The organism is bacterium (assembly GCA_019695305.1).
Taxonomy (GTDB): domain Bacteria; phylum UBA10199; class UBA10199; order UBA10199; family JAIBAG01; genus JAIBAG01.
On the sequence record JAIBAG010000003.1, the window covers coordinates 118,719 to 134,404 of the forward strand.

13 protein-coding genes are annotated in these 15,686 nt (G+C 41.7%); 11 read left to right on the forward strand and 2 right to left on the reverse strand.

Going from position 1 to position 15,686, the window contains the following annotated elements:
* Positions 1-27 precede the first annotated feature (27 nt).
* Both fusA and K1X76_02885 read left to right on the forward strand, forming a co-directional pair.
* Entirely contained in the window at positions 28-2,127 is a 2,100-nt protein-coding gene (gene fusA / locus K1X76_02880) for an elongation factor G (GenBank protein MBX7148005.1), read from the forward strand.
* Between the two features lie 3 nt (positions 2,128-2,130).
* Entirely contained in the window at positions 2,131-2,505 is a 375-nt protein-coding gene (locus tag K1X76_02885) for a hypothetical protein (protein MBX7148006.1), read from the forward strand.
* A 3-nt stretch (positions 2,506-2,508) separates the two neighbouring features.
* Here K1X76_02885 and efp read toward each other — a convergent pair whose 3' ends face one another.
* Positions 2,509-3,075, reverse strand: a complete 567-nt coding sequence (efp, locus tag K1X76_02890; protein MBX7148007.1) for an elongation factor P — start codon at positions 3,073-3,075, stop codon at positions 2,509-2,511.
* A gap of 85 nt (positions 3,076-3,160) precedes the next feature.
* On the opposite strand from efp, the gene recG reads away from it, so the two are divergent.
* The 8 genes from recG (at position 3,161) to K1X76_02930 (ending at position 11,720) form a co-directional block, all read left to right on the forward strand.
* Positions 3,161-5,278: an ATP-dependent DNA helicase RecG gene (gene recG, locus K1X76_02895; protein MBX7148008.1), complete on the forward strand. Its 2,118-nt coding sequence runs from the start codon at positions 3,161-3,163 to the stop codon at positions 5,276-5,278.
* Positions 5,279-5,292: 14 nt separating this feature from the next.
* Entirely contained in the window at positions 5,293-6,168 is an 876-nt protein-coding gene (gene lipA / locus K1X76_02900) for a lipoyl synthase (protein MBX7148009.1), read from the forward strand.
* Between the two features lie 146 nt (positions 6,169-6,314).
* Positions 6,315-7,496: an aminotransferase class I/II-fold pyridoxal phosphate-dependent enzyme gene (locus K1X76_02905; GenBank protein ID MBX7148010.1), complete on the forward strand. Its 1,182-nt coding sequence runs from the start codon at positions 6,315-6,317 to the stop codon at positions 7,494-7,496.
* 2 nt (positions 7,497-7,498) lie between these two features.
* A complete protein-coding gene (locus tag K1X76_02910; GenBank protein MBX7148011.1) occupies positions 7,499-8,809 on the forward strand; it encodes a homoserine dehydrogenase in 1,311 nt (436 codons plus the stop codon).
* The gene (gene thrC, locus K1X76_02915) at positions 8,809-9,858 is read left to right on the forward strand and encodes a threonine synthase (GenBank protein MBX7148012.1); all 1,050 of its coding nucleotides are present in this window, start codon (positions 8,809-8,811) and stop codon (positions 9,856-9,858) included. Before K1X76_02910 ends, thrC begins: the two co-directional genes overlap by 1 nt.
* Positions 9,859-9,907: 49 nt before the next feature.
* Positions 9,908-10,858, forward strand: a complete 951-nt coding sequence (glpX, locus tag K1X76_02920) for a class II fructose-bisphosphatase (protein MBX7148013.1) — start codon at positions 9,908-9,910, stop codon at positions 10,856-10,858.
* Between the two features lie 21 nt (positions 10,859-10,879).
* Positions 10,880-11,377, forward strand: coding sequence for an SRPBCC family protein (locus K1X76_02925; GenBank protein MBX7148014.1), 498 nt, complete (start codon positions 10,880-10,882; stop codon positions 11,375-11,377).
* Position 11,378: 1 nt separating this feature from the next.
* The gene (locus K1X76_02930) at positions 11,379-11,720 is read left to right on the forward strand and encodes a hypothetical protein (GenBank protein ID MBX7148015.1); all 342 of its coding nucleotides are present in this window, start codon (positions 11,379-11,381) and stop codon (positions 11,718-11,720) included.
* 24 nt (positions 11,721-11,744) lie between these two features.
* On the opposite strand, the gene K1X76_02935 is transcribed toward K1X76_02930, so the two are convergent.
* Positions 11,745-12,275, reverse strand: coding sequence for a hypothetical protein (locus K1X76_02935; GenBank protein MBX7148016.1), 531 nt, complete (start codon positions 12,273-12,275; stop codon positions 11,745-11,747).
* 474 nt (positions 12,276-12,749) lie between these two features.
* Between K1X76_02935 and K1X76_02940 the strand changes: the two genes are divergently transcribed.
* A complete protein-coding gene (locus K1X76_02940) occupies positions 12,750-15,683 on the forward strand; it encodes a hypothetical protein (protein MBX7148017.1) in 2,934 nt (977 codons plus the stop codon).
* The last annotated feature ends 3 nt before the right edge of the window (positions 15,684-15,686 follow it).

The following is a 15,686-nucleotide window of genomic DNA, read 5'->3' on the forward strand; positions in this document are numbered from 1 at the left end:
TATTTAAGATATTTAGGAGATTTTCTTATGGCTAATGACATTTCTGTAGTCCGCAACATCGGTATTTCGGCTCACATCGATTCGGGTAAAACCACATTAACGGAACGTATTCTGTTTTACACCAAAAAGATCCACAAAATCGAGGAAGTACGCGGTAAAAGTGGTGTGGGTGCTACCATGGATTTCATGGACCTTGAACGTGAAAAAGGCATCACCATTCAGTCGGCTGCTACCTACGCCGAATGGAAAAAAACAGTTATTAACATTATTGATACCCCCGGCCACGTGGATTTTACCATCGAAGTGGAACGCGCGCTCCGTGTATTAGACGGTGCTATCCTGGTTCTCTGTTCGGTGTCGGGTGTTCAGTCTCAGTCTATCACCGTAGATCGCCAAATGACCCGCTATAACGTTCCTCGTATTGCTTTTGTGAATAAAATGGACCGTGCGGGTGCCGATCCTTTCCGTGTTACTGGCCAGCTAAGAGAAAAATTGGGCCACAATGCTCACATGATTGTATTGCCCATTGGGGCCGAAGACCGCTTCCAAGGTATTGTTGATTTAGTAGAAATGAAAGCCAATTATTATGATGGCGATAACGGTGAAAAAATCCGTATTGAAGAAATTCCTGCCGATCTTTTAGATAAAGCCAAAGAAATGCGCCACGATTTAGTGGGGGCTGTTTCCGATTTTGATGATCACGTAGCCGAACTCTTTTTAGAGGACAAAGAAGTTTCTGCCGATATTCTCCACAAGGCTATCCGTAAAGCTACCTTAAGCTTAAAATTTATTCCCGTGATGTGCGGTTCGGCTTACAAAAATAAAGGTGTGCAGCTATTATTAGATGCCGTGGCTCATTACTTGCCTAACCCTGCCGAAGTAGAAAACGTAGCCTTAGACCAAGATAAAGAAGAAGCTAAAGTAGTTCTCACGGCTGATCCTGCTAAACCCTTTGTAGGCTTGGCATTTAAGCTTGAAGACGGACGTTTTGGTCAGCTTACCTACATGCGTATTTATCAAGGTACCATCAATAAGGGCGACTTTATTGTGAACAGTACCAATCAGAAGAAAGTAAAAATCCCGCGCTTAGTACGTATGCATGCCGATGAAATGAACGATATTCAAAGTGCCAGCGCTGGTGACATTGTAGCTATCTTTGGTGTAGATTGCGCCTCGGGCGATACCTTTACCAATGGCGATATCCGTTACACCATGACCTCCATGCACGTACCCAATGCGGTTATTTCGCTTGCGGTAGAACCTAAAGAAAAATCGGCTGCGGCTAATTTTTCTAAAGCCCTTAACCGTTTTACTCGTGAAGATCCTACTTTCCGCGTGCACCGTGATGAAGAAAGTAACCAAACCATTATTTCGGGTATGGGTGAATTGCACTTGGAAATTTATATTGAACGCATGAAGCGTGAATATGCCTGCGAAGTGATTGCCGGCAAACCCCAGGTGGCTTATCGCGAAACCATTACGCAATCTACTCCCTTTGAATATCAGCACAAAAAGCAAACCGGTGGTTCGGGTCAATATGCTAAAATTTTGGGTATTTTTGAACCGCTCCCTGCCGATGCTGTAAACGATTACGAATTTGTGGATGAAATTGTGGGCGGTAAAATTCCCCGCGAATTTATCCCTTCTTGCGACAAAGGATTCCAAGAACAGCTTAAAAAAGGTTTGCTCATTGGTTTCCCCGTTGTAGGCTTCCGCGCCATTATTAATGACGGTGCGTACCACGATGTGGATTCGTCCGATTTGGCTTTCCGTCTTTGCGCCATGACCGCTATAAGAGAATACTATGCCAAGTGTAAACCGGTAGTGCTGGAGCCCATCATGAAGCTACAAACACAGGCTCCCGAAGAATTTCAGGGTGCAGTAATTGGCCAGGTTAACCAACGTCGCGGTGTTATTTTGGGAACATCTACCACCAATGCCTATGTGCAGGTAGATGCCGAAGTGCCTTTGTCTGAAATGTTTGGTTACTCCACCGATTTACGTAGCTCCACCCAGGGTAAGGGCGAGTTTACAATGGAATTCTTAAAGTATGCTCCAGTTCCTCGCCCTGTGCAGGATGAATTGGTGAAGAAATACCAAGAGAAGAGAGCTGCTGAAAACAAGTAAAACATGCTTCAACTATTACTTACAGAATTAGACTCTATCAAATTGAAATTTCAGGATAATGTTGCCTGTTATTGGGATTTGAAGAAGAAGCTCGACTGGGCCAAAAAGGAGAGTGGAGAATGCAGCTTTTTAAGCCGTCGTCTTCATACTCGCTTTTTGGAAACCGAAGAAGAATTTGAAGTGTTATTAAATGAGCTTAACGAGCTTGTTCAACAGCATTTACACAATAGTCATTTGCTGCCGTTATCGAGTTTGGATGATGTGCAGGATGCCTTAAAGCTGCGCCGTAAAATCCGCTATTTGCGCAATGCCTATGCGCACAATAATCCTGTTATTGAAGATACTCTTAAAAAATTAACCCGCGCTTTACCACGTTAAAAACTACTTTTTAACACGTTCCTGATAATCGCCGGTTTCGGTGTTGATGCGCAAGGTGTCGCCTTGTTTCACAAATTGGGGAACCTGCACTTGCAGGCCGTTAGAGAGCGTGGCTGATTTATAAGAAGCTGATGCTGTAGCACCCTTGATTTCGGGATCGGTTTCCACTACTTCAAAATCTAAAGTTTGCGGAAGCGCAATGCCCAAAGGTGTGGTTTCGTGGAAAGTAACCCCAATCACAAGCTCAGGATAGAGGTAATTGGCATTATCGCCCAAGGTGGTTTTGGATAATTCCAATTGTTCAAAATTTTCGGTGTCCATAAAGTGATAGGTTTCACCGTCGTTATATAAAAACTGCATTTTACGTTCAATAATAGAAACACGTTCAATTTTTTCAGTAGATGAAAAACGGAAATCTTTTTGAGTACCGTCGCGCACGTTACGGGCTTTTACCTGTACAAAGGCGCGTAAGTTACCAGGGGTGCGATGTTCCACCGAAAGGCAGGTCCACAGCTTGTTTTCGTAGTTAATTACATAGCCTTTTCTTAATTCGTTTCCGTTCACGTTCATATAAAATCTCCATCAAGTTTGAAGTGTTGAAGCCGGATTCACTATATGATATCCCCAAAAAAGGAAACCTTTTTTTGCCCTCTTTATGGAAAAATCACCCCTTACAACCCCTGTCCAGTTTGTAAAAGGCGTTGGGCCCTATATAGCGGGTTTGCTCGAAAAACGGGATGTACGCACCGTGAGTGATTTACTCTATTACTTTCCCTTTAAATATCTCGATCGTCGTCAAATTGATACCAGCCGAACGCTGCAAAACGGCCCCAACAAAAGCTTTGTAGGCGAGGTGGTGGGTGTGGGTAGCCGCCCTATGGGGCGTAATTTTAGGCGCAAGATCTATGAAATGGTTTTAAAAGATCAAACCGGCCTGGTACTTGTGGTGTGGTTTAACGGCAACGAAAAGTATCTAAAAAAACAATACCCCATTGGTAAAAAGCTGCTGGTTTTTGGAGAATGCCAATATTACAAAAACCACAAACAGTTTACGCACCCCGAAATATCCGAGTGGGATGAAGAAGAAGGGGCCGCATTGCCACCCATTATACCCGTATATCCACTCACCGAAGGGCTTTATCAAAAAACCATACGCAAAATTATTTTTCATACGCTCGACCAGTATTTAAAAGATATTGATGATACCAATATAACGGTACGGGCTTCGGGTGAATCTAAAGTAGGGCTTCACGAATCTATTTTGCATCTCCATAAACCACCTGCCGATGCAAGTATTGACGAATTAAATAATAAAAAAACAATCTGGCACCAGCGGGTTATTTACGATGAACTTTTCTTTTTGCAATTGGGTTTAGCCTTAAAGAAAAGAGGCTATCAAAAAGAATACGCCGAACCCCTGATTGCTACCTCTAAACAAATGGTTCAAAAAGCTTTGGGACTTGCACCGTTTAAATTAACAGGAGCACAAGAGAGAGTGGTGAGTGAAATATTTCACGATTTATCCAAAAATCATCCGGCTAACCGTTTGGTGCAAGGCGATGTGGGGAGTGGAAAAACATTTGTAGCCTTTTTATCGCTTTTGCGTGCTGTAGAAAATGGAGCACAAGGCGTGTTAATGGCACCTACCGAAGTATTAGCCGGACAGCATTTTAAAAATTTAGAGCCGTTGGCCCTTCAATTGGGTATTTCACTTAAGCTTCTAATGGGGTCTACATCCAAATCTGAAAAGGAGATGATCTACCAAAATATTCAGTTGGGGAAAGTTGACATTGTAATTGGTACACATGCGCTTATTCAAGATGATGTTACCTTTAAAAATTTGGGACTTGTGGTTATTGATGAGCAGCATCGTTTTGGTGTGCGTCAGCGTTTGGCTCTTAAAAATAAGGGGAAGAATGATAAAATAGTGCCGCACATTTTGGTGATGACAGCCACTCCCATACCGCGCACTTTATCGATGACGCTGTATGGCGATTTAGACGTGTCGATTATTGACGAAATGCCACAAGGCCGAAAGCCTATTAAAACTTATGTGTATAACGAAAAAATGCGCGAGCGTGCTTACGATTTAATTCGCAAGGAGCTGGATAAAAAACACCAGGCTTATTTTGTTTATCCGCTTATTGAAGAAAGTGAAAAGATCGATTTAAAAAATGCACAAACCATGTGTGTGCATTTAAAAGACGTGTTTCAAAGTTATGCAGTTGAACTGTTACACGGGAAAATGAGCGCCGATGAAAAAGATGAGATTATGGCGCGTTTTAAAAAAGGTGAAATCCATATTCTTGTTTCCACCACGGTGATTGAAGTAGGAGTCGATGTGCCTAATGCAACAGTGATGGTTATTGAACATGCCGAGCGTTTTGGGCTGTCTCAGCTGCATCAATTGCGCGGACGGGTTGGGCGAGGAGGGCATCAGGGATATTGTTTGCTGCTTGCTGGGTATAAGCGCTCGGAAGAAGCGCGTTTTCGCTTAAAAGTAATGGAGGATACCAATGATGGTTTTGTGATTTCGGAAGAAGATCTTAAAATAAGAGGGCCTGGAGATTTTTTAGGAACCCGTCAGGCCGGCATGCCCGAATTGAGGCTTGCTAATCTTGTAACCGACACCAAATTACTGGCGGCAGCCCGTAACAGAGCATTAGAAATAGTTGAAGAAAACCCAACACTCGACAAACCAGATTACAGTATATTAAAGAAAATTTTAAAAGATCGCTGGGAAGGAAAGCTGGCCTTGGCCGATGTGTCGTGATACCCTGTAAATCAATGAATCAACCACTTAGAAAACCTGAATGGCTTAAAAAGAAACTGCATGCGCAGGGTGTTTTGCCTATGAAAGACCGCCTGCGTGGGCTTAATCTGCATACGGTTTGCGAAGAAGCGCAATGCCCTAACTTAACCGAATGTTTTTCTAAAGGTGTGGCCACCATCATGATTATGGGCGATACCTGCACGCGTTCCTGTAAATTTTGTGCTGTAAAAACAGGCCGCCCGGGTAAGCTTGATCCCATGGAACCCAAAAATGTGGCCAACTGGATTGGTAACTTAAATCTCCGTCATGTGGTGATTACTTCTGTAGATCGTGATGATTTGCCTGATTTGGGTGCTAATCATTTTGCCGAAACCATTGAGGAAGTAAAAAAAGAACATCCTAAACTCATCGTGGAAGTACTCACGCCTGATTTTCAAGGAAAAGGCCCACTCATTGAACGCGTGTGTCAGGCCGAGCCTAAAATTTTTAACCATAATCTCGAAACAGTCGAGCGCTTAACACCATCAGTCCGTTCGGCGGCTAAATACAAGCGTTCGCTGGAAGTGATTAAATGGGTGAAAGATCATCATCCTAAACAAATCACCAAATCGGGCATTATGTTGGGTTTGGGCGAACAGGTAGAAGAGGTTTTAAAATCGATGCAAGATCTTAAAGATCACGGCTGCGACCTGTTAACCCTGGGTCAGTATTTGCAACCCACCAAAAAGCACTTGGAAGTTAAAGAGTTTATCCATCCCGATCAATTTGAAGATTATAAGATAAAAGGGCTGGAAATGGGCTTTAAGGCCGTTTTTTCGGGTCCATTTGTGCGTTCGTCGTATTTAGCCGAAAATTTGTATGAGGAGAGTTTAGGTAATTTTGCCTGTTAAACCCCTCGATACTATTTGATTTCTTTTAGCTTTTTAGCTAATACTACTGAGCAGTTCAAATCCTTCTATACACTATCCCCAAGCCTGCTCAGTACTAGCAGGGTCTTTTTTAGTGTTAGAACTAATGACCTGCTTGTCCCCAAACCATGAAACTCGATTTTCCTCGTTTAAAACGTCTTCCTCCTTACGTATTGGCGCAAGTGACAAGCCAGATGGCCGATCAGCGTAAAAAAGGGGATGATGTGATTAATTTAGGGATGGGTAATCCCGATCTTTCTACCCCGCAACATATTGTTGATAAGCTTGTTGAAGCGGCCAAAAAACCTAAAAATCATCGCTATTCTGTGTCGCGTGGTATTCCCAAACTGCGTCAGGCTATTTGCAAATGGTACAAACGCCGTTTTGATGTTGATCTCGATTGGGACACCGAAGCTATTGCTACCATGGGAGCCAAAGAAGGTCTTTCGCATATGATTTTGGCTGTGACCCAGCCGGGCGATATTGTGCTGGTGCCTAATCCCAGTTATCCCATTCATTTGTACGCGGCTGTTATTGCCGGTGCCGATATCCGTGGTATCCGTATGGATAACATGGATGATTTTTTCCCGGCTCTTGAGCGCTCGCTTAAAACAATTTTTCCAAAACCAAAATTTATCATCGTTTCTTTTCCTTCTAACCCCACAACGCATGTGGTGGAACTGCCGTTTTTTGAAGAGCTGGTGCGTTTTGCCAAAGCGAACGATATTTTTGTGATTCACGATTTTGCATATGCCGATACGGTATTTGACGGTTACAAAGCGCCCAGCATTCTTCAGGTAAAAGGGGCCAAGGATGTAGCTGTTGAACTTACCTCGCTTTCTAAGAGCTACAGTATGCCCGGTTGGCGTGTGGGTTTTGTATGTGGGAACCGCGAAATTATTGGCGCGTTGCAAAAAATTAAAAGTTATTTCGACTACGGGATGTTTCAGCCTGTACAAATTGCAGCTACGGTGGCGCTTGATGGCCCCGATAAATGTGTATGGGAAGGAACGGCTATTTATCAAAAACGCCGCGATGTGTTGTGCGAAGGTTTAACCAAAGCTGGCTGGCCTATTGAAAAACCAAAAGCTACCATGTTTGTGTGGGCAAAAATCCCCGAGAAATTTAAAGACATGGGATCGCTTGAATTTAGCAAATTACTTTTGGCCAAAGCCAAAGTGTGTGTGTCGCCAGGTATTGGTTTTGGTGAATACGGTGAAGGCTATGTACGCTTTGCCCTGGTAGAAAACGAAAAACGTATCCGTCAGGCGGTAACGGGTATTAAAAAATTATTACAGAGTAAAAAGTAATTATGTCACGTACACCTCAAATTAATATTGGTCTTTTTGGATTAGGCACCGTGGGTTCTCAGGTTCACGAAATTTTGGTGAAGAACAAAGAACTGTTGTCCCGCAAATTAGGTTTTCCGCTGCATCTAAAAAAAATCTGTGAGCCTGATAGTAAAAAAATAAAACAGTTTAATATTCCGGCCTCTATGGCTGCTACCAAGCCTGCCGAACTTTTGGATGATCCTGAAATTTCTATTATTGTAGAACTGATTGGCGATAAGCCTGTGGCACTCGAAATTATGAAGCATGCTTTAAGTCTTGGTAAGCATGTTGTGACAGCCAATAAAGCTATTCTTGCGCATCATGGTCCCGAACTCTACAAAGCGGCTGCCGAACATGAAGTGGATATTTTGTTTGAAGCTGCTGTGGCTGGTGCTATTCCTATTTTACGTTCCATCCGCGAAGGCTTTGTGGCCGACCGTATTGTAAAAGTGTTGGGTATTATTAACGGCACTTCCAATTACATACTCTCTGGCATGGCGCATGATAAAAAAGATTTTGCAACTGTGTTAGCAGAAGCTCAGAAAAGTGGTTATGCCGAAGCTGATCCTACGGCGGATATTGAAGGGATCGATCCTACTCATAAGATTACTATCTTAACAGCTTTAGCTTATGGTCAACTTGTGCCCGTTGATAAAGTGTATCGCGAAGGGATTACTCAAATTACTCCACACGATTTTGCTATGGCCGAACGTTTTGGTTTTGCTATTAAACTTTTAGGAATTTCTAAAATGCGCGACAATGGTGCGCTTGAAGTGCGTGTTCATCCAACCCTTGTACCTAAAACCCATTCACTGGCTCCTGTAGACGGTGCTTTTAATGCGGTGATGGTAGAAGGCGAAAAACTCGGCAGTTCTCTTTTTTATGGGATGGGTGCCGGTGGCCCCCCTACAGCAACGGCTGTGGTGGCCGATATCGTCGAGATCGCCCGTAATTTGGCTAATCAAGTGCCCGGTGTTCCACCGCTTGGATATAAAATTGAAGAAATTCAAAAGGCCAAGCTTGTGCCCATGGACGATATTGAAAGCGAGTATTACCTGCGTTTTAATGTACAGGATAAACCCGGCGTGTTGGCTAAAATTTCGGCTATTTTGGGACAAAATAATATCAGCATTTCATCACTAGAGCAGGAAGGCTTGCCCAATGGATCTGCCGTGCCCATTGTAATTTTAACCCACAAGGCTTTGGAAAAAAATGTTCAAGCTTCTATTAAAGAAATAGATAAACTTAATTTTATGACGGCCAAAACTTTTTTACTGAGGATCGAACGCTAATGTATCAAGGACTGATCCACCGTTACCGCGATTTTTTACCTATCGACGATAAATCCATCATCACACTCCACGAAGGAGCTACTCCTCTTTTGCGCGCCAAAAATCTGGAAGATGAACTCAAATATGATGGAGAAATTTATCTCAAATACGAGGGCATGAACCCTACAGGTTCGTTTAAAGACCGCGGTATGACTTATGCGGTATCGAAAGCAGTAGAGGAGGGTGCAAAAGCCATTATTTGTGCCTCTACTGGTAATACCTCGGCTTCGGCCGCAGCTTATGCAGCAAAAGCTAAAATTCAGTGCGTAGTTTTAATCCCTCATGGTAATATTGCTTTGGGAAAATTGTCGCAAGCCATGATGCATGGAGCGACAGTGGTAGAAATTAAAGGTAACTTTGATGAAGCTTTAGAACTTGTGCGTGTGATGGGTACTACACATCCAATTCACATTGTGAATTCAATCAACCCTTTCCGTTTACAGGGGCAAAAAACAGCCGCGTTTGAAATTTGTGAAGATTTAGGCCGTGCTCCGGACTATCATTTTATTCCTGTTGGCAATGCGGGCAATATTACTGCTTACTGGATGGGCTATAACGAGTATTTTAATCTTAAAAAAGTTTCTTCCAAACCGGTGATGATGGGTTTTCAGGCCAGCGGGGCTGCTCCGCTTGTGTCGGGCAAAGTTGTAAAAAATCCCGAAACCATTGCCACGGCCATTAGAATTGGTAATCCGGCTTCCTGGAAGCAGGCTATAGCTGCACGCGATGCGTCAGGCGGAATTATTGACAAAGTGACCGACCGTGAGATAGTGAATGCTTATAAGCTTTTAGGAAAAATAGAGGGAGTTTTCTGTGAACCGGCCTCGGCCACATCGGTTGCCGGCTTCATAAAACTCATCAAAGAAAAACGCTTTGAGCAAGGAAAAACTATCGTTTGTACATTAACGGGTCATGGTTTAAAAGATCCAGACACGGCGATTAAGAATTCAGTGAAGCCTTTGCGTTCGAAAGCGACGATTAAAGATTTAGAAAAAGTTTTAAAATTATGAGGTAGGGGCAGGCACGTGCGCAAGCTTACGGTGTCTGCTCTCTAAAATTATGGATCGTAATTTAGCAATGGAAGTTGTGCGTGCCACCGAAGCGGCCGCTATTTTTTGTGCCCGTCTCATGGGTAAAGGCGATAATAATGCGGCCGATCAGGAAGCTGTGGATGCCATGCGCAAGGTTTTAAACTCCATCAACATTGACGGAACGGTGGTTATTGGAGAGGGTGAACGTGATGAAGCTCCCATGTTGTATATTGGTGAAAAAGTTGGTTTGGGTGGTAGTAAGGCCGATATTGCTCTTGATCCTTTAGAAGGAACCAATTTGTGTGCTTCGGGTGGCCCGGGTGCTATTTCAGTTATTGCCATGGCCGAGCATGGAAAGTTTTTACATGCACCTGATACTTACATGGAAAAAATTGCGGTAGGTCGTAGTGCACGCGGCGCCATTGATTTATCCAAATCACCCACACATAATTTGCGCGAAATTGCGAAAGCTAAAAAATGTGCGGTGAATGATTTAACGGTTATTATTCTCGATCGTCCTCGTCACGAAGATCTTATTCGCGAAGCCCGTGAAGCTGGAGCCCGTATTAAATTGATAGGAGATGGTGATGTGTCGGGAGCTATTTCTACCTGTTTTAAACAGTCGGGTGTGGATGTTCTCATGGGTACAGGTGGGGCGCCAGAAGGTGTAATTTCGGCGGCGGCTTTACGTTGTGTAGAAGGTGATTTTCAGGGACGTCTTAAATTCCGCAACAACGAAGAACGTGAACGTGCAAAAAAGATGGGTATCACTGACGAAGATAAAATTTACAGCATTGACGATTTAGCCAGCGGCGATGTGATGTTTGCCGCAACGGGTGTTACTAATGGAGACTTTTTAAAGGGTGTTCGTTATTTTGGTGGTGGTGCTACAACGCATTCGGTTGTGATGCGCAGTAAATCGGGAACCATACGGTTTATTAAAACACGGCATCATTTTGACAGAAAACCAACTTTTTAGCTGGTGGATTGTGAATGGTGTATGGTGAATGGAAAAGAGAGCTCTCTTACTATTCACTATCCACTATCAACCATCCACTTCTTCAACATGGCTCAAGTTCAAGAAAAAATTGAAATTAATGCTTCACCTAAAGCATGTTTTGACGTGATTACCGATTACGAAAGTTACACAGAGTTTTGCAAGGAAACTAAAGATGTGAAGTTAGGAAAAAAATCGGGTTCTTCCCAGGAAGTTACGTTTACTGTCGAGCTCATGAAAAAAGTGACTTATACTTTAAAAATGACGGGTAAATCTCCAAGCTCTATAAAATGGTCGTTTGTTGATGGCGATGACATTATTAAAAAAAATCAGGGCGAATGGATTTTGGAGGAAGTAAAAAAGGGTGTTACCAAAGCTACCTATGTAGTGGATATAGAATTGGGAATCCCGGTGCCAGGTTTAATTCAGAAAAAACTGATAAGCTCAAGTCTTCCCGGCATGCTTAAATCGTTTAAAAAGAGAATTGAAGAATCGCTTTAATATGGAAACTAAAACCAACATCTCACTGGCCAGTTTTGCCAAAAAAGTAGTGTTTGCAAGCCTTGGCTCGGCATCTATGGCTAAAAAGGCTTTTGCCGAATCTAACATCACTGGCGATTTTGTGAATGGTTTACTCTCTAAAGTTGAAAAAAATAAAGACGTGCTGGTAGAAATGCTGGCCAAAGAGGTTTCCAAATTTTTAGAAAAAGTAAACGTAGGCGAAGAAATTGCCAAAGCTGTAAAAGGCTTGGTAATTAATGTAAGTGCCTCGGTTGACTTTGACAGTAAAACTGGCAAATCAAAGAGCCGTATTACCCGCGCTACAGCTAGCAAGAAAAAATAATATCTTATCCAAAGTAAAACAATATTAATTTAAAGTTTCAAAAAGTTTTTTTAATTCTTTGAACGTGTTTTTTACTTCTTTTATAGCTTCTGTTTTTATGTCTTCGGCATTTTTATGTGCATAGCCAGAAACGAAAGCGGTGTAAAAAGAAGGCGTTGTATTTGAATAAAATTCAACCGTATAAACATTAGAAGTGCCAGGCTTTAATTTAAAACTCATGGAGCCGGTGCATTTTTCAAAGGATGTGTTCACATCAATGCCAAAAGAAAATGTTTTGCTTTGATATATTCCGGGATCCCCTGTTTTTTCCCAACTTACTATAGTGCTGTCGCTTTGCTTTTTAATGGTAAATTTAACTTGATAACCAATAAAGGCATCAATCAGGCTTCCATCATAAAATAAGTAATAAATGATTTCGTTGTTTGATGGTCTTTGAATGGATTCTACTGATAAAGAAGGGGTTATTTTTTTATAATTGCTTACTCCATCACCTGCGGTCAGCGTAATGACACCGATGGCACGGTCAAGATTTGGAATGGTCATTTCAGTATTCATGTACACTTCATAATTGAGCGTACTTAAGTTGAAGGTTCCGTGATACCAAACAGGGTCTGTGTCTGTACCAATATTTGTCCAAAAAGTGGCGCTATCGCTGGTTCCCGTGGCCTGTTGTGTTAAAACCGGATGTCAAACCGGAAGCGGGGAGCCTCCAAATTCTTCTGGCAATTTAGAAGGAGTAAAGTTTTGCTCTAATTCAGGGGCAAAAGGTGTGATGAAAACAGGGTTATTACTTAACGAAACAGGGGCTATGGGCTTTATCATAAGAACTCCCTTTCCCCCATGCCCATGGTTGATCTATTCCTTACGCAATGCAGCATTTTATTGCAATAGGGATTTCTCTTAAAAATCATTATTTTATAAGGATAAAACTTTATCCTGTAAGCTTTTCTTTCCAGCTTATTTTTAGCAACTTTTGCAATAAAAATCCGATAAGTATGCTATGGGCCGGAGAACACAGAGGAATTTTTTATGCGCTTTTATAAATTTGCCGTTCTTATTCTTTTCATTTCTTTAATATCGGCTTGCGCCCAACGTAATAGGGCTAATTATTGCAATATGTCCGATGTGATTACCTGCGGACTCAGTTTTACCGATTTAGATCTTGTTCGTGATTGTGTGGCACAGCAAACAGGCAGTGCTTGCGAATTATCTCAGGAAGCGATTGATGAGATTAACGGTGACAATTCTGATGGGCAGGTATCGTATACCTGTAACAGCGTCGGCGAATGGATTGATGAAGTAGAAGCTCGTGGATTATCGGTTACGCATTTTACCAATACCTCCAAAAAAACAATTTATGTAGATTTGTTGCGTAATTTATTTACCGAGTACGATGATTATGCTGTTACACGCACCATTCAGGGCGCTATTGATTTAGCCGATAGTAACACGCAAATTGTTATTTGCCCCGGCAATTATTATGAAACACTTAATCTTAGCGGTTCTGGTAAAGATAATTTGGTTATTTCCAACATTGCCGATGGTAATAAAGCCTTGGCCGATCTAACTGTTCTCCATCCTCTTGCCGCCGGTTCTGTTTTACAAATTAACGATACTCAAAATGTGGTATTAAAAGGCCTTACCTTTCAAAACGGCGTGGCCGAAAAGGGAGCTGGTGTTAAAATTAGCCTGTATCGTAACAACGCACTTACTAATGCCGATGTGCTAATTACAAATTCTGTTTTTCAAAATAACACAGCAGTAAGTTGGGGTGGCGCAATTTTTGTAGAAGGTTATGGCGATGTTAAAATTGAAAACTCGACCCTGCAAAATAATACAGCCGGCTATGGAGGCGCTATTGCTAGCCTTGGTTTTGACGGGCAATCTAAAATAATTACTTTAAGTAATGTGACAATCACTCAAAACAAGGCCGTATTGGGTGGTCCTGCGCTTTATACAAGCGGTAATGATAGCGTGGTGATGGATGCCGTAACGGTAACACTTAATTCCGATGCCGCCAGTACACAAACTTTGCCGGCAATTTATTTAGGCGGCAACACTCAATTAGACACTCACAATACAGGATGGGGTAGTGCTGCCGATAAAAATTTAGGGGATGATATTTTAAATGAAAATCAGTTTTTTGATTTTTTGGAAGCGCAAGGGATAGACCCGCAATTATTTGACTGGACCGATTGGGCAGGGGCCTGGAATGAAATTTTGGGGCTTCACGTATTAAGCGATGCCGATGAAATACTGGAAGAGCAACCCTGGGTATATAATTATGAAGGTATTTTAAATGTAAATTGCAATTTAGCTACATCGACTAACCGTTGTGATCCTGCCTCGATAGAAAATGGAAGTGTGCATGGCGGAGATGATGATGATGATGATGATGATGATGATGATAGCGGTGGTTCCTTTGGTAGTTGGATTGAGCTGTTGTTAAGTGAATTACGTGATTTTACAAGTAACTCCGAAAATTTAGTTCATGCACAGGGCACTGTTTTTAAAGATGGCGAATATACTTTTTATATGCAGGGATTGCGTGCAAAAATAAACAGTCTCAATTTTTTAACGGATACTGTTTTGCCCAGTTTGGCCAACGCCGACAATTTTGATACGGGTTTGCGGCTTAAAAACATTACCTTGTTATCTGAAGAAGACGATAAAACTCCTTTTTGCCTACACGACTGGAAACTAAAAGCCTCAACTGTGGAATTGTGGCCTGATATGGCTCATGCCAATGTAGAAAGCAGGTTTTTAGCGGGTAATAAATTGGAGCTCAATTTTGATTCGGATAATGCCGAAGTAGAAGCCGATATGGATTTTGAATCGTTTCCCAAAATATGGGGTTGCTTAAAAAAGCATGAAACGTTTAGTTTGGAAGGAAAAACATTGTCGGCAAGTTTAACAGTTGAATTAGGGATTGACTCTACTGGTGCCTATCCCATTGTAAAAGCAGTGACAGATTCGTCGTTTGATCTTGAAAAAGTAACTTTTGATGGTGGCAAGGCTCTCCCTCATCTTAATGCCCGTACCATGATGATGGGTGATGTAGGTGCTGATGATCCTGTTTTTGCAACGGCCGGTTCTGATGTTTTTAATAGTGAAATGTTAGATAAAATTAACGCCATGATCAAAGATTTGATTAATTTAGAGGGAGACCTTAGTTCGCCTTTACCTCTTCATTACAAACCTCAACTTACCAATTTAACAACCGACAATAATGGCAAGGCGTTCATGGATTTTACTTTAGCAGTGAATGTACAAAAAGGGTTAAATATTTGCGGAATATTAGGCCTGCCTATGAATAAAGTAGATACTAACCCAGCGGATATACCTAGTTGGGGTGATGTTACTTTTGAACTTCCGTATTGGACTCTTTCTACGGCTATTTCGTTAACCGGTATGAGTGGGCTTTTGTGCCAAAATTTTAATATAAATTTAGGTATTACCGATTTAGATCTTTCTCTAAAACCATGGGGACAATTTGATATTCATAAAGCTCCAAGTGGTTCTAATGCCCTCATTGAAATTGACATGCCACTTAAAGGATATTTAAATGAAGATGATTTTACTCTCAATCTTATTTTGCAAGCAAATGTAAATACTTCTTGTGATTCGGGTGTTAACGTAGAGATTCAAAATGCAGAAATTGAAAATTTAAGTGGAACAGTAAACCTTAATGGTTTTTCGCTTGATATAACTCAATTTGATTTTTTAATTGAGGCCGCTGTAAAAGCGTATTTTCAACAAAATTCTACATTTCCTGTTTCATCCAAGTTGATTGGTTTGGATAATATTGGCCCTTGGGCTGCTAAAGTGAGTGACATAGGAACCGGTGCTAACTCGGTTTACATTGGAATTGATTTTGTGGATGACGATTATTGTGATATTCATGAATCAAGTATGATTGGTTTAACTTCCAATTTTACTAATTTGTTTACATTTTTTCACTAAAGG

Coding starts and splice junctions, on each gene's coding strand:
- fusA (MBX7148005.1), top strand. CDS start 28: ATGGCTAATGACATTTCTGTAGTCCGCAACATCGGTATTTCGGCTCAC.
- K1X76_02885 (MBX7148006.1), top strand. CDS start 2,131: ATGCTTCAACTATTACTTACAGAATTAGACTCTATCAAATTGAAATTT.
- efp (MBX7148007.1), bottom strand. CDS start 3,075: ATGAACGTGAACGGAAACGAATTAAGAAAAGGCTATGTAATTAACTAC.
- recG (MBX7148008.1), top strand. CDS start 3,161: ATGGAAAAATCACCCCTTACAACCCCTGTCCAGTTTGTAAAAGGCGTT.
- lipA (MBX7148009.1), top strand. CDS start 5,293: ATGAATCAACCACTTAGAAAACCTGAATGGCTTAAAAAGAAACTGCAT.
- K1X76_02905 (MBX7148010.1), top strand. CDS start 6,315: ATGAAACTCGATTTTCCTCGTTTAAAACGTCTTCCTCCTTACGTATTG.
- K1X76_02910 (MBX7148011.1), top strand. CDS start 7,499: ATGTCACGTACACCTCAAATTAATATTGGTCTTTTTGGATTAGGCACC.
- thrC (MBX7148012.1), top strand. CDS start 8,809: ATGTATCAAGGACTGATCCACCGTTACCGCGATTTTTTACCTATCGAC.
- glpX (MBX7148013.1), top strand. CDS start 9,908: ATGGATCGTAATTTAGCAATGGAAGTTGTGCGTGCCACCGAAGCGGCC.
- K1X76_02925 (MBX7148014.1), top strand. CDS start 10,880: ATGGTGAATGGAAAAGAGAGCTCTCTTACTATTCACTATCCACTATCA.
- K1X76_02930 (MBX7148015.1), top strand. CDS start 11,379: ATGGAAACTAAAACCAACATCTCACTGGCCAGTTTTGCCAAAAAAGTA.
- K1X76_02935 (MBX7148016.1), bottom strand. CDS start 12,275: ATGAATACTGAAATGACCATTCCAAATCTTGACCGTGCCATCGGTGTC.
- K1X76_02940 (MBX7148017.1), top strand. CDS start 12,750: ATGCGCTTTTATAAATTTGCCGTTCTTATTCTTTTCATTTCTTTAATA.